The organism is Peptoniphilaceae bacterium AMB_02 (assembly GCA_036321625.1).
In the GTDB taxonomy this organism is placed as follows: domain Bacteria; phylum Bacillota; class Clostridia; order Tissierellales; family Peptoniphilaceae; genus Microaceticoccus; species Microaceticoccus formicicus.
This window is the reverse complement of sequence record CP143259.1, coordinates 1,986,969-2,008,129: the sequence shown is the minus strand read 5'-3', so window position 1 is coordinate 2,008,129 and position 21,161 is coordinate 1,986,969. Positions and strand designations below refer to the sequence as shown.

At 35.2% G+C, this 21,161-nt stretch carries 25 protein-coding genes; 14 read left to right on the top strand and 11 right to left on the bottom strand.

Translation table 11 applies throughout. The features are described 5' to 3' along the window. The first annotated feature begins 19 nt into the window (after positions 1–19). From saoX to saoD, 7 genes are all read left to right on the top strand, one after another. Positions 20–1,114, top strand: coding sequence for an ABC transporter substrate-binding subunit SaoX (gene saoX / locus VZL98_09600; protein ID WVH62945.1), 1,095 nt, complete (start codon positions 20–22; stop codon positions 1,112–1,114). After that, the gene (locus VZL98_09595; GenBank protein WVH62944.1) at positions 1,077–1,325 is read left to right on the top strand and encodes a hypothetical protein; all 249 of its coding nucleotides are present in this window, start codon (positions 1,077–1,079) and stop codon (positions 1,323–1,325) included. The genes saoX and VZL98_09595 overlap by 38 nt, the downstream gene beginning before the upstream one ends. Before the next feature lie 42 nt (positions 1,326–1,367). After that, positions 1,368–1,886 carry an ABC transporter substrate-binding (seleno)protein SaoB gene (saoB, locus tag VZL98_09590; protein ID WVH62943.1) on the top strand — a complete coding sequence of 173 codons (519 nt, stop codon included), beginning with the start codon at positions 1,368–1,370 and terminating at the stop codon, positions 1,884–1,886. Further along, positions 1,847–2,647, top strand: coding sequence for an ABC transporter permease subunit SaoP (gene saoP, locus VZL98_09585; GenBank protein WVH62942.1), 801 nt, complete (start codon positions 1,847–1,849; stop codon positions 2,645–2,647). Before saoB ends, saoP begins: the two co-directional genes overlap by 40 nt. Next, on the top strand, positions 2,644–3,396 hold the full coding sequence (gene saoA, locus VZL98_09580; GenBank protein WVH62941.1) for an ABC transporter ATP-binding protein SaoA: 753 nt from the start codon (positions 2,644–2,646) through the stop codon (positions 3,394–3,396). Before saoP ends, saoA begins: the two co-directional genes overlap by 4 nt. 12 nt (positions 3,397–3,408) lie before the next feature. Next, entirely contained in the window at positions 3,409–3,882 is a 474-nt protein-coding gene (gene saoL / locus VZL98_09575) for a MerB-like organometallic lyase SaoL (GenBank protein WVH62940.1), read from the top strand. A 146-nt stretch (positions 3,883–4,028) separates the two neighbouring features. After that, positions 4,029–4,361: a DsrE-related protein SaoD gene (saoD, locus tag VZL98_09570; protein WVH62939.1), complete on the top strand. Its 333-nt coding sequence runs from the start codon at positions 4,029–4,031 to the stop codon at positions 4,359–4,361. A 98-nt stretch (positions 4,362–4,459) separates the two neighbouring features. Here saoD and VZL98_09565 read toward each other — a convergent pair whose 3' ends face one another. Next, the gene (locus VZL98_09565) at positions 4,460–4,840 is read right to left on the bottom strand and encodes a hypothetical protein (GenBank protein WVH62938.1); all 381 of its coding nucleotides are present in this window, start codon (positions 4,838–4,840) and stop codon (positions 4,460–4,462) included. Positions 4,841–5,153: 313 nt separating this feature from the next. Beyond that, positions 5,154–6,371 carry an IS256 family transposase gene (locus VZL98_09560; GenBank protein WVH62937.1) on the bottom strand — a complete coding sequence of 406 codons (1,218 nt, stop codon included), beginning with the start codon at positions 6,369–6,371 and terminating at the stop codon, positions 5,154–5,156. A 99-nt stretch (positions 6,372–6,470) separates the two neighbouring features. Here VZL98_09560 and VZL98_09555 point away from each other — a divergent pair, with 99 nt between their 5' ends. The 3 genes from VZL98_09555 to VZL98_09545 all read left to right on the top strand — a co-directional run bounded on the left by VZL98_09555 (position 6,471) and on the right by VZL98_09545 (position 11,150). After that, positions 6,471–7,733, top strand: a complete 1,263-nt coding sequence (locus tag VZL98_09555) for a DUF2254 family protein (GenBank protein WVH62936.1) — start codon at positions 6,471–6,473, stop codon at positions 7,731–7,733. Between the two features lie 432 nt (positions 7,734–8,165). Continuing rightward, positions 8,166–9,689, top strand: a complete 1,524-nt coding sequence (locus VZL98_09550) for an IS1182 family transposase (GenBank protein WVH62935.1) — start codon at positions 8,166–8,168, stop codon at positions 9,687–9,689. Between the two features lie 600 nt (positions 9,690–10,289). Continuing rightward, the gene (locus VZL98_09545; GenBank protein ID WVH62934.1) at positions 10,290–11,150 is read left to right on the top strand and encodes a hypothetical protein; all 861 of its coding nucleotides are present in this window, start codon (positions 10,290–10,292) and stop codon (positions 11,148–11,150) included. Positions 11,151–11,190: 40 nt separating this feature from the next. Here VZL98_09545 and VZL98_09540 read toward each other — a convergent pair whose 3' ends face one another. The 4 genes from VZL98_09540 to VZL98_09525 are packed head-to-tail and all read right to left on the bottom strand — an operon-like array spanning position 11,191 to position 12,427. Then, the gene (locus VZL98_09540) at positions 11,191–11,337 is read right to left on the bottom strand and encodes a YvrJ family protein (GenBank protein ID WVH62933.1); all 147 of its coding nucleotides are present in this window, start codon (positions 11,335–11,337) and stop codon (positions 11,191–11,193) included. 15 nt (positions 11,338–11,352) lie between these two features. Continuing rightward, positions 11,353–11,571, bottom strand: a complete 219-nt coding sequence (locus VZL98_09535) for a DUF2922 domain-containing protein (protein ID WVH62932.1) — start codon at positions 11,569–11,571, stop codon at positions 11,353–11,355. A gap of 17 nt (positions 11,572–11,588) precedes the next feature. Beyond that, positions 11,589–11,804 carry a DUF1659 domain-containing protein gene (locus VZL98_09530; protein WVH62931.1) on the bottom strand — a complete coding sequence of 72 codons (216 nt, stop codon included), beginning with the start codon at positions 11,802–11,804 and terminating at the stop codon, positions 11,589–11,591. Between the two features lie 44 nt (positions 11,805–11,848). Then, complete coding sequence (locus VZL98_09525) at positions 11,849–12,427, bottom strand: sigma-70 family RNA polymerase sigma factor (protein ID WVH62930.1); 579 nt, start codon at positions 12,425–12,427, stop codon at positions 11,849–11,851. A 213-nt stretch (positions 12,428–12,640) separates the two neighbouring features. Here VZL98_09525 and VZL98_09520 point away from each other — a divergent pair, with 213 nt between their 5' ends. After that, complete coding sequence (locus tag VZL98_09520; protein ID WVH62929.1) at positions 12,641–13,105, top strand: hypothetical protein; 465 nt, start codon at positions 12,641–12,643, stop codon at positions 13,103–13,105. Positions 13,106–13,179: 74 nt separating this feature from the next. Here the strand turns inward: VZL98_09520 and hemB are convergent, their stop codons facing one another. Genes hemB through VZL98_09500 form a run of 4 tightly spaced genes read right to left on the bottom strand, consistent with a single transcriptional unit; the run spans position 13,180 to position 17,186 of the window. Next, a complete protein-coding gene (hemB, locus tag VZL98_09515) occupies positions 13,180–14,154 on the bottom strand; it encodes a porphobilinogen synthase (protein ID WVH62928.1) in 975 nt (324 codons plus the stop codon). Next, on the bottom strand, positions 14,147–15,655 hold the full coding sequence (gene cobA, locus VZL98_09510; protein ID WVH62927.1) for a uroporphyrinogen-III C-methyltransferase: 1,509 nt from the start codon (positions 15,653–15,655) through the stop codon (positions 14,147–14,149). Before cobA ends, hemB begins: the two co-directional genes overlap by 8 nt. Continuing rightward, entirely contained in the window at positions 15,655–16,563 is a 909-nt protein-coding gene (gene hemC, locus VZL98_09505; GenBank protein ID WVH62926.1) for a hydroxymethylbilane synthase, read from the bottom strand. The genes cobA and hemC overlap by 1 nt, the downstream gene beginning before the upstream one ends. Beyond that, complete coding sequence (locus VZL98_09500) at positions 16,560–17,186, bottom strand: bifunctional precorrin-2 dehydrogenase/sirohydrochlorin ferrochelatase (protein WVH62925.1); 627 nt, start codon at positions 17,184–17,186, stop codon at positions 16,560–16,562. The genes hemC and VZL98_09500 overlap by 4 nt, the downstream gene beginning before the upstream one ends. A 278-nt stretch (positions 17,187–17,464) precedes the next feature. Here VZL98_09500 and VZL98_09495 point away from each other — a divergent pair, with 278 nt between their 5' ends. The 3 genes from VZL98_09495 to VZL98_09485 all read left to right on the top strand — a co-directional run bounded on the left by VZL98_09495 (position 17,465) and on the right by VZL98_09485 (position 19,579). After that, the gene (locus VZL98_09495; GenBank protein ID WVH62924.1) at positions 17,465–18,508 is read left to right on the top strand and encodes a s-methyl-5-thioribose-1-phosphate isomerase; all 1,044 of its coding nucleotides are present in this window, start codon (positions 17,465–17,467) and stop codon (positions 18,506–18,508) included. A 13-nt stretch (positions 18,509–18,521) separates the two neighbouring features. Further along, the gene (locus tag VZL98_09490; protein ID WVH62923.1) at positions 18,522–19,280 is read left to right on the top strand and encodes an S-methyl-5'-thioinosine phosphorylase; all 759 of its coding nucleotides are present in this window, start codon (positions 18,522–18,524) and stop codon (positions 19,278–19,280) included. 89 nt (positions 19,281–19,369) lie between these two features. Then, positions 19,370–19,579: a TOBE domain-containing protein gene (locus VZL98_09485; GenBank protein ID WVH62922.1), complete on the top strand. Its 210-nt coding sequence runs from the start codon at positions 19,370–19,372 to the stop codon at positions 19,577–19,579. A 55-nt stretch (positions 19,580–19,634) separates the two neighbouring features. Here VZL98_09485 and VZL98_09480 read toward each other — a convergent pair whose 3' ends face one another. Then, complete coding sequence (locus VZL98_09480) at positions 19,635–20,909, bottom strand: helix-turn-helix domain-containing protein (protein WVH62921.1); 1,275 nt, start codon at positions 20,907–20,909, stop codon at positions 19,635–19,637. Positions 20,910–21,161: the final 252 nt, after the last annotated feature.

The window sequence follows — 21,161 nt, the reverse complement described above, 5'->3', positions numbered from 1 at the left end:
AAATAAAAGGAGAGTATATATGAAAAAAAGATTTGTTGCAATTTTAGTGCTTTTTTCAATACTATTAACTGCCTGTGGAGGAGGAGTAGATAAAGTTGAAAAGAGTGGGGATGAGAGTAAAGATAAGGTTGATTCACACCAAATAACTGTAGGATATTATAACTGCGACCATATGGTTCCAGGTCCCATTGGAGAAGCGGCAGGGATCTACAAAGCTCATGGATTAAATGTTAAACTTACCGGAAATGGAAAAGTTCCTCAAGCAATGGCAGCAGGACAAATGGATGCAGGTTACATAGGGGCTAGAGGATTGGTTGCTGCAAATGGAGAAGGAGCTCCGATTGTCTATGCAGCTAATAATCATATCGGAGGATCTATGTACTTAGTAGTTTCAAACGATATAGAAAAACCTGAAGATTTATATGGACAAAAAGTTGCTATAGGAGATCCTTCAAAAGAAGAAGGATGGTTATGTGGGTATTCACAAGACTTGAACCTTTCAACTGATCCGGAAGATTATGAATTGGTAAACACAGATTCTGATGCTGACTCATACCTTGCACTTACAACAGGACAGATTAAGGCTTATACATGTTGTGATCCATGGGGATCCATGGCAGAGCACGAAGGTGTTGGTAAAATAATTTCGACCTATTATTTAATGGATGGAGATATTGGGGTTTGTTGTGCATTTTCTATGAACAAGAATTTTATAAAAGAACATAGAGAATTAGCTAAAAAACTCTTAAAAGCTCATGTTGAAAGTGTTAAATATTGCTATGAGCATCCAAAAAAGGCTGCAGAGATATTTGCTGAGTATTATAGCGTTCCTATAGAAGTCGCTATGAAGACAATCTACATGAAATGTGTTAATGAAGGAAGAACGATTACTTGGAAATTAGATGAAAATCAATTTAAACACGCTTATAAAACATATGAAAAATGGGATCTTATAAAAAATATTCCGGAGTTTGAAGATGTTGTTAATAAAGAACTATACGCAGAAGCTGAACTTGATGATTTCGATCAATTCATCAAAGAAAAAGTAGACCCAGTACTTCCTTTAGGAATGACATATGAAGAGTTTGAAAAAGTGGCAAACGAATTGGATTAGTATATTAACTATAATTATAACATGTGCTTTAATTCTTTTATCGCTGAGAATTATTGTCGATAATAGGAAATATAGGGATACTACAGTTGGATCAGTAGTAAAGATCGGTGCCGGAGATGATATCTCCGGTTTAGTCTTATCCTTTATGAAGGATGAGATGAGAAATCAACTCGGATTTGAATTACAACCATACTTTATAAGAGATTGCTGAACTAAAACCTCTCAATGGGCATTGAGAACGGATGTATACTCCATGGCAATAGTTTGCAAAGAAGCTGCTGAGGAGTATATTGCAGTAAATAATGATTTTGAAATATATGCTCCTCTTGTTATGAATTCCGATATTATACTTATCTCAAGCGATAAAATTAAAGAAATAGGGATGACAGCCAATAAGGGATTCCATAAGGATTTTATAATACAAAAATACAGTGATGTAAAACTGCATGAAATGAATGCACAAGCACTGCCATACTCCTATGAAACAGGGAGAGTAGATGCTGTTATTATGGACATCACTAAACTTGGGGACCTAAAAGGAAAGGTGATAGAACCCTCGAAGGAAGATTATGTAACTTATGTACTAATAGTAAAAAGTGATTATATAAAAACAAATGAATTTCGTGAGTTTGTAAGCTCGTATAATGAAGCGATAGAGAGATTGACCAAGCCAGAGGAGATTACAGACTACATGATGGAATATTCAAATCTAAATGAAAGGAGAAGAGAGGAATGGAAAGTAAAATTGCTGAGAATAAATGGACCAAACTAGCTCAGAAAATTCAGCTTAAAGAGAATCTAATAAAAATCCTGTTCTATGTACTGCTAATTGTTATCTGGCAAGTTCTTTCCTTGAGAATAGGAATACCTTTATTGTTACCGAGTCCAATGTCGACCCTAAAAGCTTTTGTCAGCTCGCTTTTTGACCAAAAGATTATGATGAATGTTGGAATTACATTTGGTAGAGTAATAAAGGGATGGTTAATTGCACTTGCAATCGGAGTGCCACTAGGTCTTGCAATGGGACTATCTAAGACCTTTAATTTTGTCTTTGGTGGATTAATCCACTCACTAAGACAGGTTCCGATGATGGCATGGGTGCCTCTGACGATTATTTGGCTTGGAATAGGTGACGGACCAACTCTTTTTATGATAGCTATAAATGGTCTTTTTCAAATAATATTAAATACAACTTCTGGAGTATCAGGCATCTCAAGAGATTATTATAATGCAGCCAAGAGTATGGGAGCAGGTAAAATGAGTATATTTAAAAATGTCGTACTTCCAGGGGCGTTGCCTGATATACTCGTAGGAGCAAGACTGGCAATTGGCAGTGGCTGGATGTCCGTAATCTGAGCGGAATTCATAGCGACGAGTGCCGGGCTTGGCTACTCTATGGTAGAAGCACAGTCTTTAATGCAGACAAATGTGCTTATTGCGCTGATGTTTATGTCAGCTTTTGTAGGTTTTTTTATTGATAAAATCTTACAAATAGTCAACAAAAGATTGACGAAATGGAGGTATCAAGAATGAAACTGAAAATTGATAATGTTTCAAAAACTTTTAATAATCATGGAAAGATACATAGAGTTTTGACTGATATCAGTTTTCAAGTTGCTGATGGGGAGTTTATAACTCTCCTAGGACCATCAGGCTGCGGGAAAACTACAATGCTTACTATTATTGCCGGTTTCCAAACAGCAGACACCGGAGTTGTAAAACTTGACGATAAGGTGATAACAGCACCAGGACCGGATAGAGCATTTGTTTTTCAGAATTATGCGCTTTTCCCTTGGATGACTGTGGAAGATAATATAAGGTTTCCCATGGTACAGATGAAAGTATCTAAAGAAAAACAGAATATCTTAATGGATTACTTACTTGAAATATCCAATCTGAAAGGACATGAAAAACTTTATCCTCATCAAATATCAGGAGGAATGAAACAGCGTACAGCTCTTGTAAGAGCACTGGCAAACATGCCAAAAGTATTACTTATGGATGAACCGCTCGGTGCATTGGATATGAGAATGAGACAAAAACTACAATCGGAATTAGAAGAAATTTGGACAAACGAGAAACTGACCATAATAATGGTAACCCATGATGTAGAAGAAGCTGTATATCTTAGTGACAGAGTAATACTAATGTCTGCAAATGAAGGAGAAATCGTAGTAAACCAGAAAATAGATCTTGAAAGACCAAGAAATCGAACTTCGCCTGAATTCTTGGAACTGGTCAGAACTTTGAGTGACAAAATTTCATTAGGAGATTTTGAATAATATGGAGAAATCATGAAGAAAAAAATTGATATAAATAATGTAATTAATTTAGAGACAGGACTTACTAGTGGCGAAAAAGAAGCTAGGATTACCATACTAAATCGCATGATAGCTGAAAAAGGCCCACTGGATTTAGAATGTATGGAATATGATTTAAAAATAATGGTAAATAAACTTATAAAAAAGAAAAAGATCGTAGTAGAAGATAATAAAGTAAAATTTGCATATCCTGTATCAAGTATTCAGACAGCGCATCGTATAATTTTGGATGACGGCAGAGACTACTATGCCATGTGTGCTATAGACTCTTTAGGATCGTCATTTACATTCCACAGTGATTTGACAATAGAATCTAAATGTGCCGTTACTGGAGATCCTATTTATATCAAAATCTCAGATGGTGAGATTGTTGAATATAGTCCCAAAAGCATACAAGCTATACATGTAGACCTTTCTCTTAATACCGAATGGGCATCATCTTGTTGAAATATCATGAACTTCTTCCGTGGGGAGAATGAAATGATGGAATACTTTAAAGACAATAAATTGGATTATGATACCAGCTTTGGACTGGACTTAAAGACAGCTTTTGAAGTTGGTAAAAAAATATTTACATCAGGAGGAGATGAAAAATGAAAGTAGCATATGTATTGAGTTCAAGTGAATCGAGAAGAATATTGAGGGATATGGTGATTCCTCAAATGGAGGCAGGAGATCATGTAGCTGAAGTAGTCGGTATGTTCTTTGTTTTCGATAATACGTTCATGCTTCTTGAAAATACAGATCTTGGGCATAGATTACAAAAACTACACGAAGAAACAGGGATGATACTACTTGCTTGTGATCAATGCGTTTTAGAAAGAGAGATTGAAGACAAATTGATTTCAGGTGCTGACATAGGATGCTTCCCGGTGCTTTACGGATGCTTAGCGAATGTAGAACTTGATCAAGTTATAACTCTCTAAACTAAGTTTACAAAACTTAACTACTGTCAGCGATAATCTGTATTATCAAAATAAAAAAGTGTTGTGTCAGTTTTTATATTCCAGACACAACACTTTTATTAACTAAATGCATATGGATAGAAAAAGTGTACTAAAAACATTACAAGAGCTGACGCTGCGAATAGTCTGTGTAATTTAAGGAAATTAGAATTCTTGGTTCTGTAATATCCGCCTCCAAATACCGCTGTCAATATTAATATAGAATAGAGAACAGTTCCGGTATGAAGGGTAATTCTACCGAGAATCAAATATCCATGGTATAGCGCAGCGGCTAAAAACAAAACTCCAAGCGGTTTATGCAATCTCCTTAAAACAATGATTGAGTTGAAAAAAGCCTTGCTTTTAGTTTTGAAAATATATTTGTTCAATCTTAATAATATGAAGGGCAGTAATAATATCCCCAGAATACCTGCACTTATCCAACCAAATATAGAGTACATTAGTCTTTAATCGGCAGTGCGAAATAATCTCTGTAAATTATTTATTTCCTATAATTAGTTAATGTTTATGAGGGTGGATTTTACTGCCCTCATTATTTATTTATATATCAAGCTTGATATATTGTCAATTTTTTCTTTGCAGAGCCTGAGGTAAATAATAAGAGGAGCCACCGAAGGGGACCATTGATAAGGGTTCTAAAAAATGGTACACTAAGCCGACGAAGGCAAAATACATACTTATCAGTCTTTGCTTCGCCTTCGGTATTTACCTTGCACCATTTTTTAGGTTCTTTGTCAATGGTGGCGGAGTGTGTTAGTTCTCTAAATCATGCATTATTCTCAATTCTCCTACTATTGATCCCCAACTTCTTAATGGAATATTCCATTTCTTTGCAATTATATTTGTAGCTAAGTATAGTGCTTTCATCAGTGACGTAGCACTTGGGAATACTGATCTATTACGGTTTAACCGTCTGTATGAGCTATTTAAACTCTCTATAGCATTCGTAGTATATATTATTTTTCTAACTTCCTTAGAATACTTAAAGATTGGCGTTATTGAATTCCACTCCCTTTCCCATCTATCCATTGATCCTGGATATTTTTTATCCCATGCTTCAGCTACTTTCAAACGATTCTTATTTGCTACTTCTTCGTCAGGTGCGTGATATATTGTTTTTAAATCATTTGCAAATTGTTTTCTATCTTTGTACGATACGTATTTTAATGTGTTTCTTACCATGTGAACTATACAGGTTTGCCACTCAGCTTTTGGATATGCCGCTGATATGGACTCTTCTATACCTATTAGTCCATCTGAACAGATAATGTAGATATCTTTTACTCCTCTGTTTTTTAGGCTATTTAGGACTCCTAACCAGTATTTACTACTTTCGTTTTGTCCTACATATATTCCTAATACTTCTTTAAGCCCATCTTCGTTTATTCCGAGTATTATATATGCTGCTTTCTTTGATATTAAACCCTCTTCTTTAACAGAAAAGTGAATAGCATCAATGAACACTACAGGATAAGTCTCTGACAGTGGTCTTTTTTGCCAGTCTTCTATTTCCGGCAGAATTTTGTCGGTTATGTCTGAAACCAGTCCATCACTAACTTCAAATCCATAGATATCATAGATTTGTTCAGATATTTGTCTAGTACTCAAACCTCTTGCATACATTCCTATTACCTTATTTTCTATCTCAGATATGTCTTTTTGTCTCTTTTTTACAATTTGAGGTTCAAAGCTTGAGTCTCTATCTTGAGGTACTGATATTTCAGATTCACCCATACTTGATCGTATTCTTTTAGTTTTGTATCCATTTCTAGAGTTTTCATTGTCACTTCTTTGGTTTGTTTCATATCCTAAATGGTGCTCCATTTCGGCTTCTAACATGCTTTCTATAGTATCTCCTAGTAAATCCTTAATAGCATCATGTATGTCCTTTGCTGACTCAATTTCATACTCATTGATTAGATAAGATATGATTTCTTTTTTTCCTTCACTTAATTTTTTTCTTCTTGCCATTTTAAAAAGCCTCCTATGTTATTTTTATTTTAACTAATCATAGGAAGCTATTCAATATTTACAGACTTTTTTTCGCAGTCTCCAGTTCTATCTCTAGTGATGATACTGATTGTTTGGTTTTTGGATATTAAGGATATAGAAATCAAATCAATGCTGCCTCAATTTTTACTATTGTCAGTGGATGTTTCAAAATCTTTTTTATCAACTCTAGCCGGTGTATTCCTAACAGTAGCTACCTTTACTTTTACGACAATACTTACTGTTATGACCACTTATAGTTCAAGCTTTACTCCAAGAGTTGTTCAGAGGTTTATCGATAAGCCGCATGTATTGAGTCTTATTGGAATTTTTATTGGTGGTTTCTTTTATTCAGTACTTAGTCTTTTTATCATGCAATATGTATCAAGTGGGCAAAAAGTATTTGCGGGCACTTTAGGGGTTGTGTATGCGATTACGAGTATAATTGTATTCATGTTATTCGTGCAGCAGGTCATTCGAGATATAAAAGTTGTAAATCTTATCCAGGATATCTACGATGAAGCTTTGATACTAGTAGGAATTGAAGCTGAGCAAAGAAAGAATTCTCAAAGATTTGAAGAAGAAAAAATAGGCAAGACAATTGGTATATATGCAAACAAGACAGGCTATTTTTACGATGTAGACTTTGAAGGAATCATGAAACAAATTGGTGATATTTCTTGCGAACTGGTAATTCATAAGAAGATAGGGGAGTATATATCAAAAGGCGTTTACATAGCCGACTTGAATTTAACCGAATCCGAATTACCTGATGAACTTAAAGAGGAGAAGGGCGAGTTTTTAAATAAAATATCGGACTCTTTCCTAATCAATAAGACGAAAAACATGTCTCAAGATTATCATTATGAGATTACTACACTGATAGAAATTGCACTAAGAGCAATAAGTCCCGGAATCAACGATCCGAACACTGCGATAAATGCCATAGGCAAGATTTCCAATCTACTAGGTCAGCTTTTTTCAACCGAGAATAAGTTTATTGTGCTAAAAAGCACCGAAAATGCCAAGATCATCTATACTTCCTATTCTACTCAAGAAGAATTATACTTAAGTTTTTATCAACTCATATTTTACGGCAAGGAAGATCCATCAGTTGGATACTCAATTCTAGAAGGACTATACTTAATCTATATGATAGCTGATGATAGTGCAAAGGATAGTATAGTTGAGTTCTTCAACTACGCATATGATGTAATCTACCAGTCGATGAAAACTGAATTTGACAAAAAACATATAAAGGATATAAGGGATGATTTTTTTGAGAACAAAGATGAAGAGAGCGATGCTTATGCGGTGAGGGAAGAAGGGGCTCAAAGTTTTTAAATTTCTTCTTCGTTCATGATTTGGAGAAAAATTTGTTTCGGAGTTTCCAGTGATTCCAATACCGCTTCGCTTGTAAGAATGGAATCAAAGCCCTTCAACTCCTACAACGATTTTTCTTAGCCAAATCCTTCAAAGTCGAATAAATTCAAAATCTTTTCTTTGGGGAACTGAAGGAAGCGACGAGAAGATGTCGCTTTTGTTAGTAAATCTCTCCCTCCGAGTTTGCTTCGCAAACCCACCTCCCTCGTCAGATGGAGGCACTCAAAGAGTTCACAACTAAACCTATCAAAGAAGTAGAGGAAGTGCCCCCACGAGTCTGCTGAAAAACCCCTAGCGAAAATTCTTGATTAAAACCCATTAAAACGTTGAAAACACTTGATTAGAGCCCTATTTCATGAGATAATATATATAATATATTAAAGGGAGATTATCATGTTAAAAGACCAAGAAAATAAGCAACTAACTATAGATACTATTGAATTAGACAATCTAATTGAAGCATTAGGATGTCCAACATCTAAAATCGACTATATAAATGACTTTGATTTCTCAGAAATAGTTGAAGAAATAACCAATAGCTACTGCTTAGACAATGGTCGACCTGCTTATCCTGTAGAAGTGATGTTAAAAACCATCATACTCCAATACTTTGAAAAATTTACAGATAGAGAAGTAGTATGGCACCTTCAATCTAATCTAGTATACAAAAGATTTGTAGGACTTGGGCTTTATGATAATGTACCTACCTATTCTACGATAGCAAAATTTAGGATTGAAAGACTAAATGAAGACATCTTAAATAATCTCTTAACATGTTTAAACATTCAATTAATCAAAAAGAAGGAGATTAAAGGTAAAATAATAAGTATAGATGCTACACACAGTGCATCAAAAGCCAAGAAATTAACACCTGGAGAATATCTTAATCAGCTTTTAAAACAGCTAAATGAAATACTTAAATTTAATACAGCAGAAGAAATAAGTATTGATATACCCAAAATACCAAGAGGTACATCAATAAAAGAAGAAGTAAAAACAGTTATCAGTAAAGTAAAAGAAACACTAGAAATGCTTGAATCCTTAGAAAACGAAGATGAAGAAAACATAATCCCCGGTTTAAAAATAAGTATAGAAATGGAAGAGTATCAATCACTAAAAACAGAACTAAAAGAAAAAATAGAAGATGAAAGATTTTTAAAAGGATTAGAAGAGCACTCATTATCAGATCCAGATGCACGAGTAGGTCATAAAAGTAAGAACAAAGTATTTTATGGATACAAAGACGAACTAATAGCAGACATAGAAAGTAGATATATCCTAGCTACTAATACCTATCCCGGAAACTACTGTGACGGTATGGAATTTAAAGAACTACTTGATAAAGTATTGAAACTGGGAATAAAACCAGAAAAACTATTAGGAGATAAAGCATACTTCAAAGGCGAAATACTTAAAACAGCAGATGAAAAAGAAATACAACCCTATATCCCAATAAACCTAGGGAGTTACAAAGAGAAAGAGGGTTTTGAATATTGCAAAGATGCTGACCAATTTACCTGTAAACATGGAAACGAAACAGTTTCAGTATGCAAAATAAAAGAAAAAGACTCTGAGATAACAAGACGAGTAGTATATACCTTTAATTCTAAAATGTGTAAAATATGTCCTGATCGAAAAGAATGCGTTACCGAGAAAAAATATGTTGCAAAAAGAATAGAATGCACAATAAATTACGGAGTATATAATAAGTGTGCAGCGGTAATGCAAAAAGAAGGTGCAAAAGAAATAGCTAAACAGAGATCGGTTCATGAAAGCATAAACCATGAATTAAAGAACGTATTTGAAGGCAAAACTCAGCAGAGTTATGGCTTGATTAGTGCGCGTAAAAATGGATTACTAAGAGCCTTGATGGTCAACTTTAACCGATATGCATTAAATAAGATGAAACAGGAGTGATAAAATCGCTCCTGTTTTTTTAAAATTCAAAGAAATTGAGATATTTATAAAATACACGAATATTTTACAGAAAAATGATGTGGAAAAAGGTTGCTTTTTCAGCAGACTCCCCCACTTCCACGTTTGTGAGTTAATGATTTATGGATATTAAATATTTAATGACACAGAGATAAAATAGATTCAAAAATGCTGAGGCAGCTCCTCTACTTCTAAGCAGGAGTAATTGCTGTCTAGGTTTTTCTCTCCCACCGAGTCGCTTTGGCGACCCACCTCCCTCGTCAGATGGAGGCTTTCAAAGAGTTCACAACTAAACCTATCAAAGAAGTAGAGGAAGTGCCCCCACTTCCACGTTTGTTTCCAAAACCAATTTAATTATGTTCATTATCAATTAGAGATATTACAATGGAATTCGAAGAATTCTACCTTTATATTTCACACTTATCCCAAACACCTCCAAGCAATACCTCAAAACAATAAAAAACATAATTTCATTATAAAGTTTCACTATCCCTAAATAATCTATGATATAATACGCGCATAGGAAGTTTGCTTTTAATGACTTGGATTATGGAATTTAAATCATTAGGAAGGGTGAGGAAGATGAAAAGATTTAAGATATATGCTCTTTTAGTTTTGGCTATAATCGGGTTTTTTAATCCGGTAAGGGCGAGCGCAGATGTTGGACCTAAGCCTTCAGTGACTATTGTTGTTAAGGGTGGGAATCCTGAAAATGAAGTGTACATAACACTATTATCGAAAACATCGAGATATGGTCCTTATTCGGCTAAAGAGAGTTATGAAAATGAGATTTCTAAGAAGTTTAGCGAGTTTAAGGATGAAGATGGGTACTTTTATATCGATAATCACTACAAATTAAAAGATGGTAAAATGCATTGGAGTTATTATCCTCCTAATGATTTTAAGGTACTAATGTATGTACCGGCTACTGATAGTTATATTGTGAGTGAAACTCCATTAAAGACTTTTGCTTTCAAAACATTTTATAATGTAAGCATACCTTTTGAGATAAGTAATGCTAATGGAAATACGATAATTGTAAATCCTGTCAGATCATATAATATTGGTCAAGAAGCGCTTGGGATTTCACTAAGGATGCTTTTAACTATTGCAGTTGAGTTGGCAGTTGCTCTGCTCTTCGGATTCAAATACAGGAAGCAGCTTAAGACAATTGCACTTACCAATGTCTTTACTCAAGGTCTTTTAAATGTGCTGTTATTTGCAGTTTTGTATTTCCTTGGGGGACTACTTTTCGTACTTGCTTATATAGTGCTTGAAATTGTGGTATTTGTTATTGAGGCATTTATTTATATGGCGAAGTTGAAGACAGCTGATGAAAAACCGGTAGGTACTTTTACTGTGTGGTTCTACTCGTTTATGGCGAATACTCTATCTTTAATAGTGGGGATAATTTTAACGGGATATATACCCGGAATGTTCTAGTGAATAAAAAAACTGCAGACCGAATGATCTGCAGTTTTCTTTATAGTTCTTTACTCCTTATTGCCACGCTTAGATTTTCAATGCTTTGAGTCAGCGCTTGCATCTTACCTTCCAGTCTTACGAGCAAGTATACCGACAGTGCTATTGGAAAACCAAGGTTTGAAACATATTGAAGTATCTCGTCCATTAAATCACCTAGCTACTAAATAGAGTATTCAGAAACCGTTGTTACTATTTCTCTGGCAGCAACTGCTTCTTTTATATCTACTTCTCTATTTGCCAATACATCGAATCCAATCAATCTGCTCATTGCGGCAGATACTTTTTCTTCGTCCAAATCATTTTTTGGATCGTCAATTCTTAAAAAGAATTTTTTGTCTTGAGCGTCTTTAAACTCAAGTTCTAAGATTTTCTTGTCCATCTAAATCCTCCTTTCAATTATTCACTCAGTGTTGACTCTTCGAGTCTGACTACATTGATAACGGGTTTGTTTTGCAATCCCGCTATTTCTCCTGCTGCTCCAAGTAGGTTTTTATCTGTCGCAGTCTTTTTGATTTGGCTATAAGTCTTGTTGACTCTTACCATTTTTCCGTCGACAGTTCCTCCGTCCAGGATTAGCTTTAATCTTAAAGATTCAAGATTTTTTGTTGCCATTTTATCACTCCTTTCAAATCATATATTGCTCTGACAGGAATTTATTACCATTCAAATTTAAAATTTATTTCTTCAAAATGAGTTTTTAGTTTATATATCGCCCTAGTCTTGTTGTTTACTGCTGTTCTGTACTTGATTCCCCTTTTGTCGGCTATCTCATGTAGTGAAAGATTATTGTAATAGAAATCCACTATTACGGACTTTTCAATCTCCGTAAGTACAGCCATGGCAGCTTTTAATTCATCATTTGTCTCTGATTCGATATAATCTTCTTCGATATTCTCATCACTTTCTAGTAATTCTAATTGGCATAAGCCTTCTTCATTGGTTTCATCAAGTGAAAAACATTCCTTATCCCTATTTCTGTTGAGATAGTAGTATCTGAGCATGGTTTTTACATAACCCAGAAAGTAGACTCCTTGAGATGGATCGAAGTTTTTAAAGCATTTTAGTATCTCGAGCTTTCCGTCCTGCATCAAATCATCGTAGAGGTGAGCTCTATAGTAGTATCTTGAAATACTCGACTTAATAAGAGGTTCCAAGAGTTCGACTATGGTATCTTTGTCTTCCAAAGAGCCTTTGAGTGCTCTTTCAATCATTTCGTTATCAATCTTTTTATTCATTTCTGCTCCTGTGAGCAGTCGACTGCTATTTATTACCGGCATATCCAATCCTACAGGAGTATGGGAAATAAGTTAAAGAAAGAGATGGACCTATTCATATCTTATAAATAGGTGTATGTAGCTTATTCACGGTTTGGGAGAAAAGGAAAAGTTTAGATTGACAAAAGAACATATGTTCGGTAAAATATAGCTATAAAATGAAGGAGGGATAATATGCCGAAAAGAAGAGAATGGTCAGACATTCTGAAAAGGGGAATAGTGGCTATTTCCCCTGTATATAAAAAAGGAATAGGAGATGTGACTATTATTAAATTGGAAGACGAAGAAATACTAATTGAAAGGAATATCAAGACGGTACTTAGTAATATTGCAAAATTTTTTCTATTGGATTTAGCTGAAAGCAGGCGCTATTATAGTGAGTATTTAGATAAAAAACGTAATATTCCACTTGTTTACAATGGGGAAAATATTTATATAGTTGTTAAAACAAGACAGCCCATAGGAAAGAATGACGGTGCTATGAGCTATGTAAACAGCAGGTACATAGACAGCGTAAAGGACGGAGTCATTGGATACAATAATGGAGAAAAGCTAAAGACCTATACCTCCGATAGGACTATTAAGAGGAATTTAAAGGATGTTCATTTTATTTTACAGGATTTAGAGATGAGGATATAGGAAAAAAAGCGTAGATTATAGAGACTGGACACTTAAATCCAATTTCTCAAAATCTACGCTTTTATAGTATTATATTAGATCCATTCGCCGCTTTGAATCTTTTTAGCAGCGTATTTTGCAAAGTAACTTACGATGATGTCTGCGCCGGCTCTTTTCATGGCGATAAGTGATTCATAGATGATATCTTCACAAACGATGCCTGAATCTACTGCACTTACAAGCATTTGGTATTCTCCGCTGACATTGTATACGGCTATTGGGAGATTGAAATTCTCACGATAAGCTTTTACGACATCCAGATATGCTAGTGCAGGTTTTACCATAAGTATGTCTGCTCCTTCCATCATATCAAACTCACCTTCCATTATCGCTTCTCTACCATTGTGGAAGTCAAGCTGATATCCTTTACGGTTTCCGTGTGATGGAGCAGAGTCACAAGCTTCACGGAATGGACCGTAGTAAGAAGATGCAAATTTTGAACTATGTGACAGAATCGGAGTATTTACAAATCCGTTTTCATCCAAAGTCTTTCTGATTGCTTCAACTCTTCCGTCCATCATGTCGGAAGGACAGATGATATCAGCACCTGTTTGTGCATGAGAAAGTGCAATTTTAGAAAGATAAGTAAGTGTGCAGTCGTTGTCGACACAGCCACAGTCATCCAGGATTCCGCAGTGTCCATGTGATGTGTATTCGCACATACATACATCTGTAACCACTACGATATCGGGATTTACTTCTTTTATTTTTCTGACGGCTCTTTGGATTGTGCCATTTTCGATAAAACCTGAAGTACCTAATTCGTCTTTTGATTCCGGAAGTCCGAAAAGCATGACGTATTTTAGTCCTAAGCTCGTAATTTCATTGATTTCAGCTTCAAGCATGTCCACCGATAGATGGTACTGATCCTTTAATGAAGGAATCTCTTTTTTGATTCCTTCTCCCGGTACTATAAATAGGGGATAGATAAAGTCATCGATATGAAGATGCGTTTCTTTACGCAGTCTCCTAAGGTTTTCTGTTTGTCTAAGTCTTCTTGATCTAAGCATTCTTAACTCCTTTGCAAATGGAACTGACCATGGATTCTACGGAACTCTCCGGTGATTCTATGCATGGTTTTATATTGTATTTATTTAAGGTCTTTGTTGTAATAGGACCAATTGATACAGCTTTTTTGGATATTTCTTTTAATATTAAATCTTTCTCAAATGTGTTGAGACAGGACTTTTCAATGCCTTCCATAAGGTGATGAACTGTAGATGAGCTGGTAAAGCATATAAAGTCAAAACCCTCTTTTAATTCGGATAGGGAACCCAAGTCAAGTTCTTCAGGGACTGTCCTATAGATAATAGCTTCTGTGCAGTTTAAGTTTTCTGAACAGATATTTGAAATAATACCTCTTGAGTCTTCCGGTCTTACAATTATTAGGCTCTCACCAGTTGTGCTGTTTTTTTGAATCTCTTTAGAAAAGCCTTCAGAGGTTGAGTTAACAGCTTCTATATCAGGTGTGATATTGTAGGATTTTAAAGTTCTGGTAGTCTCTTTTCCAATGGATGCGATTCTATATGAACCCAGTGCTCTAATGTCCTTTTTACTCAAGAGTAAGTCCATAAAGTAGTTTACACCATTTGCACTTGAAAATGCAATGATGCCATTCGGGATTTTGTTCAAAAGCGATTCAAGATTATAGTCTTCAATTAGTTCTGTTTTTATCGTTGGAATGGAAAGCACTTCTGCTCCGAGTTCTCTAAATCTGTCTATGGTTCTCTTGCTTTGAGCTCTACTTCTGGTTATTACTATTCTCTTTTTATTGAGAGGCAGAAAATCTAAAAAGTTAATCTTTTCTGAAAAACCGGCCACTTCACCAACCAGTATGAGGGATGGAGTTTTAAATCTCTTCATATCCTCGAGTTCTACCACTTCCTTTAGAGTTAGTAGATGAGATTCCTGGTCCGGAAGGGTGGCATTGTAGAGAACCATCAGCGGCATAGAAGCATCCATGCCTCCTTCGATAAGTCCTTCGGCAATTGATTTTAGGTTCGCAACTCCCATATAAAATACGAGGGTCCCTTGAAGTTTTGCATAGGTTTTAAAGTCTATTGCTTCAGCATCTTTAAGATGGCCTGTTATAAGGTGAATACTGGTTGCGATTTCGCGGTAGCTGACGGGAACACCCGCATATGCAAATCCGCCTATTCCGCTGGTAATGCCGGGGATGATTTCAAATTCTACATTCCTATCCTTTAAATACACAGCTTCTTCACCGCCACGACCGAAGACATAAGGATCTCCACCTTTAAGTCTGACGACTATACCATGATCTTTTGAAAGTTCATACAGTTTTTCATTCGTCTCATCTTGTGTCATAGAGTGATGACCTGCAGCTTTTCCACAGTATATTTTCAAGGCATCTTTATTTTCGTCTAATAGTTCAGGTGATGCGAGTCTATCGTAGAGTATGGCATCAGCTTTTCTAAGTATATCAAGTCCCTTAACTGTAATTAGTCCGGGGTCTCCTGGACCTGCCCCGATAAGATAAACTTTTCCCATTATTTTACCTCTCTGATTTTTTCTTTCAGCTTTTCTGCAAGTAGGATGGAATCCGCTACTGCATTTTCACGATTAGTTTTGATGCTTTCTATTATATAATTATCTAAATCCTCTGTACCGAAAAGTCCTTTTACCGTATAGGATTCTCCGTCTTTTAAGATAGATATACCCATCGGTGAGTGACATCCTCCGCCCAGTGTTCTCATGAATTCGCGTTCAACAGTCATCTCAAAATAGGTTTCATCGTGGTTTAGAGGTTTGAGGATCTCGTTTATTTCCCGGTTTGATTTCAGTGTTTGAATAGCAAGTATGCCTTGACAAGGTGCAGGTAGAAACTCGTCTTTGGGTAGAATATATTCGTTCAAAGAACTAAGCTTAAGTCTATTTATTCCGGCCTTTGCGAGTATAACTCCGCCCAGTTCCATATCATAGATTTTTCTTATCCTGGTTTCGACATTTCCTCTAATCGGAACTGTAGGATTGGCTCCTAAAAATAGTCTTGAAAGAAGGATTCTTCTCTTTGATCCGGTGCCGATTTTTAGGTTTGCACCTCTTATATCTTCCAGTGTAATTCCGTCTTTCATAACCAGTACATCTGAAGGATCTTCTCTTTTTAAGGTTATGGGAAAGTGAAGAGAACTGTTTACTTCAGAGGGCATATCCTTCATAGAATGAACAGCGATATCAATGCTTCCGTCCATCAATTTATCTTCGATTTCTTTGGTGAAAATGCCTTTTCTATCCAATGCATCAAGCGCCACATCTCGTCTTAAATCTCCCAAGGTCTTTATTATTTCTATTTCAACTTCATAGTCGGGATAGTGATTTAATATCATTTCTTTAACCGTATTTGTTTGAGAAACTGCAAGGTTTGAACCTCTAGTTCCTATCACTATTCTTTTTTTCATAAAATATCAATTCCTTGTTTTAATTTATCCAGCAGTTCTGTAAGTTCACTTAAATTACAATCCTGTATTTTTTTAAGTATTAACTTCCTGTCTTCAATATCTTCGTATCTTATTTTGAGCATTTCCCTAACTTCAGAGTACATCTCCATTTTATTGGCGATTTCCTGAAGATCTATTTTCTCTTTTATCTGTTCGTGGATATACTTATTATAAAGAGGGGATAACCCCTGAGTGGATGTAGCTATGGTTATATTATCTATCTCCATTACAGTCGGTGTTATAAATCTGCTTGCATCTCTTTTATCAGTTCGGACAAAGAGCAGGTTTGAATCGGTGAGAAGCTCTTCATATCTATCTTGGAGTTCATAATCATCTGTTGCAAAGATTACCATAAAGAAACTCTTCACGTATTCGACCATGTCGATTGTAAGATATCTCTTGTCGATTGCTATTAAATTTTTAGAATGCAGTTCTAAAATTCTTTCGGTAAATTTAGGTGATATTACGGTGATTTTTGCGCCTTTGCCGATTAGATTTTTAAGCTTTCTGGTAGCTACGTAACCACCACCAACTATTAGAACTCTCTTGTTTTTTAAGTTGAGCATAATGGGATATGTTTTCATTATAAATCAAAAGCTTGAGCTTTTACCTCCTGTAGTCATATTACTTAATTATATCCTAAATCAACGAGAAATCAAAAAGCAAAATTATGTAATTAATAGTCTCTTATCTTTAACAATGTACTATAGGAAACAGTATAAAACTTACACTAAACTATCATACTAAATATAGTTAGTTTAGGCAAATAATATAAGTAGATTAAATATCTGAATATGGGGCATATTAGTATTAGAATCCAATAAATGGTAAAATATAGATAAGATAGAGAGAAAGGTTGATTATGAAAAGACAGGATTACGACTTGGCAAAGATACTAAAATATGAAAATGTTGCTTGGTTTAGTGACGGAATCGTCAGAATACTCGACAGGAGATACTATCCGGCAGAGGAGCGATATGTGGACTGCAAAACTCATTTGGAGGTTGCTGCTGCGATAAGAGATATGGTAACCCAGTCAGCAGGTCCTTATACTGCTGCCGGAATGGGGATGACACTTGCGGCTTTTAATAATAGAGAACTTAAGGGCGATGAACTTATGGCGGTATTAGAAGATGCGGGAGAGGCTCTATCTACTGCAAGACCGACAACTACTTCGAGGATGAGAGTTGTAACGAAAGGATGTCTAGAGGCTGCAAAAAATGCTGATAAAGATGGACGAGAACCATATCAAGCAATATTTGACAGGACGATTGATTCGCTTAATAGAAGATATAAGGTAATGCAGATTGTTGGGGATAATCTTGCCTCGCTTTTTAAAGAGGATTCAGTAATTATGACTCAATGTTATGGAGAAACTGTGGTTGGGACCATGCTTAGAGCTGCAAACAGGATGGGAATTAAACCGAAATTTGTAGTGCCTGAGACCAGACCGTTTTTACAAGGCGCAAAACTTACAGCTTCTGTAATTCACGAGATGGGCTTTGAGCTTAAGTTGATAAGTGATAATATGGCAGCTTGGGCAATAAGTCATTATGGTGTTAATTTATTTACCTCTGCTGCAGATACTATAACGACAGACGGATATGTGGTGAATAAAGTCGGTACGCTACAAATAGCAATACTTGCAAAACATTTTGGAGTTCCATACTATGTGACGGGGATTCCGGATGATGTGGCCATAAATGATGTTGACATAGAGTTCAGAAATCCGAATGAGATTACCTCTTTTATGGGATTACGGACTACTCTTGAGGGTGTGGAAGGGATTTATCCCGCTTTTGACATTACTCCTCCTGAGCTTGTTACGGGATATGTTACAGATAGAGGCATACTTATGCTGGATGAACTGAAAGAATATAAAAAAGAGAAAACAGAATTTTATTGATGGGGTGAATTACATGAAATACGCAATAATTGGTGGGACAGGAGTTTACAGCGCTGGGGAAGGCAGAACTATAAATGTGAGCACGGAATACGGGGATGTCGATGTTGATGTGCTTGAAATAAACGGAACTGAGATAGCTTTTATTTCAAGACATGGAAAGGACCATTCAATACCTCCTCATTTAATTAACTATAGGGCAAATATGAAAGCTCTTCACGAACTGGGCGTAAGATATATCTACGCAACTGTAGCTGTAGGATCCATGAATGAGGATTTTGTACCGGGAGATATTGTAATAGCAAATGATTTTCTAGATTTTACAAAAGTTAGAGAACATACCTTTTTTACAGGCGGTGAACATGGAGTAAGGCATGTAGAAATGTCAGATCCTTATTGCAAGAATATGAGAGCTAAGTTAAATGCACTGGCTTATAATGAAGGAGTAAAGATAGCGGGAGAGGGAGTCTATGTGACTACTGAAGGTCCAAGGTTTGAAACTGCTGCAGAGATTAGATTTATGAAGATGATAGGTGGGGACATCGTTGGAATGACTAATGTACCGGAGGTTACACTGGCTAAGGAACTCGGCATGTGTTATAGTGCCGTCGGGATAATCACGAACTGGTGTACGGGAATGACTACAGAAATTGCAGGTCATGATATAGATGCCACGATGAATCAAAGAAAGGACACATTAACCGAACTTTTTGTAAAAGTTTTTAATGATGGTTTGGATCAAGAACATTGCAATTGTGCTGATTCTTTAATCTAATCCTATAACTACAGTTATAATTTGTGTTTCGATAAGTGAATCTTTGGGTAATAAATAAAGTGAGACTAATATATAAAAAGGAGAATATTATGAAACTTAGTGCAAGAAATCAATTAAAGGGTAAAGTCGTTGACATACTTGAAGGAGCAGTGAATGGAGTTGTGGTTATAGATATTGGTGGAGGAAATAAAATCTCTGCAACTATAACTATGAATGCAATCCAGGAGTTAGGACTTGAAGTAGGAAAAGAAGCATATGCTGTTATTAAAGCTACTAATGTAATGGTCGGAGTAGACTAAAGTTTAAAGTAAAAGCCTGTATATTACGAGATTTGTAATTTACAGGCTTTTTAATTTACAATAGTTCATCTTGGCATTTTGTCTTTTTCCTAAACTCAGTAGGTGATAGGCTATATGTCTTCATGAAATTTCTGTTAAAGGTTCTGGAATTATTATACCCGACTTCCAAAGCTATGTCGGAAACGGATTTATCTGTTTTTAGCAGAATCTCCGAGGCTTTAATTATCCTTACATAATTCAAAAATGAAGTATAGGATTTTTCCATAAAATACTCGAGGATATTGTTGACATCATCATTGGACAGATTGTGTTCGATAGCAACTTCATCCAGAGTTAAATCTAAATAGTAATTATCTAAAATATACATTATGACATTTTTGCATTTCTCATATTCTTTAATTCTAAGTGTTTTTATATCTTCAGATTTAGCGTTCTTATATTCGGAAATATTCATTTTAAATTTAGAATGAAAGAACTTTGAAATATGAGATGCGTCTGAATAGCCAAGAAGCATAGCCAGTTCTTTAAGCGTCATATCTGAAAAGTGAATGTAATTCAAAAGTCTTGCCATTCTCATTATAGATACGAGTTCATTAAATGATATTCCTATAGAGTCATAGATGTATTTGCTTATTGCAGACCTGCTCATATAATACCTATCTGATAAATCTTGAAGAGTAATTCTACTGTTTAATTTAAAGTACATATAGTGAAAAATCTCTATCTTATGTGAAGTTCTCCTGCGCTTAGAATCGTTTGTATCAGATAGCTTTTTATCTTGAGAGGCTCTATAAAATATTATGCAAAGATCAACCAGTAGAGTGAACAGAAAGATATTATTGAGCGGTCTTTCAGGAACTATTTTCTTCTCCGACTCTAATCCCAGTTCAAATTGGATATTATTGCATATACTTTCAACATACTCCGATTGAATTTCATTGCATTTAACGAAGGTGTTCGAGTAAATATTTCCAAATACATCGTAGTTCTCTTTTAGAACATTCAAGGAGTTTTTCATCGAACCATTAACCAGATCGAATTCATAGACTATCACATAGTACTTAATGGGCTCTATAACTTCAATGACTTCAGTACATTGCCATGGCAAAACCCCGATTAAAACACCGGGCTCAATATCAATTTTCCTTCCTTGAATTTCAAATTTTCCCCTACCTTCTAGAATATACCAAAATCTTGCATTTTGGTGTAGTATTGGATAGGTAGGAGTTGTCAAATATTGAAGGTCTATAGCTAAGACTGTTTTATTGATGATGCTCGTAGATTTGGATATGTCATTTTGAACGACAATATTTTTATCTTTAGAAAACATATTATTGCTCCTATAATTATATAATCATAGTATAGCATAGCTTATTTATGAATAAAATAGACTATCTATAAAATCATTTTAATACAAAAAAATAATTCGGATTTGTCTCATAATGAATCAAGATGATATGTATAATTAATCTAAGAACTAACGAAAACGTTTTTATGTTATTCATAAAAGTATATGCGCTATGTATTTTTATATGGATAACGTTTTGCGTAAATAAAAATCTAAGGCTTATAATAAGCCTGT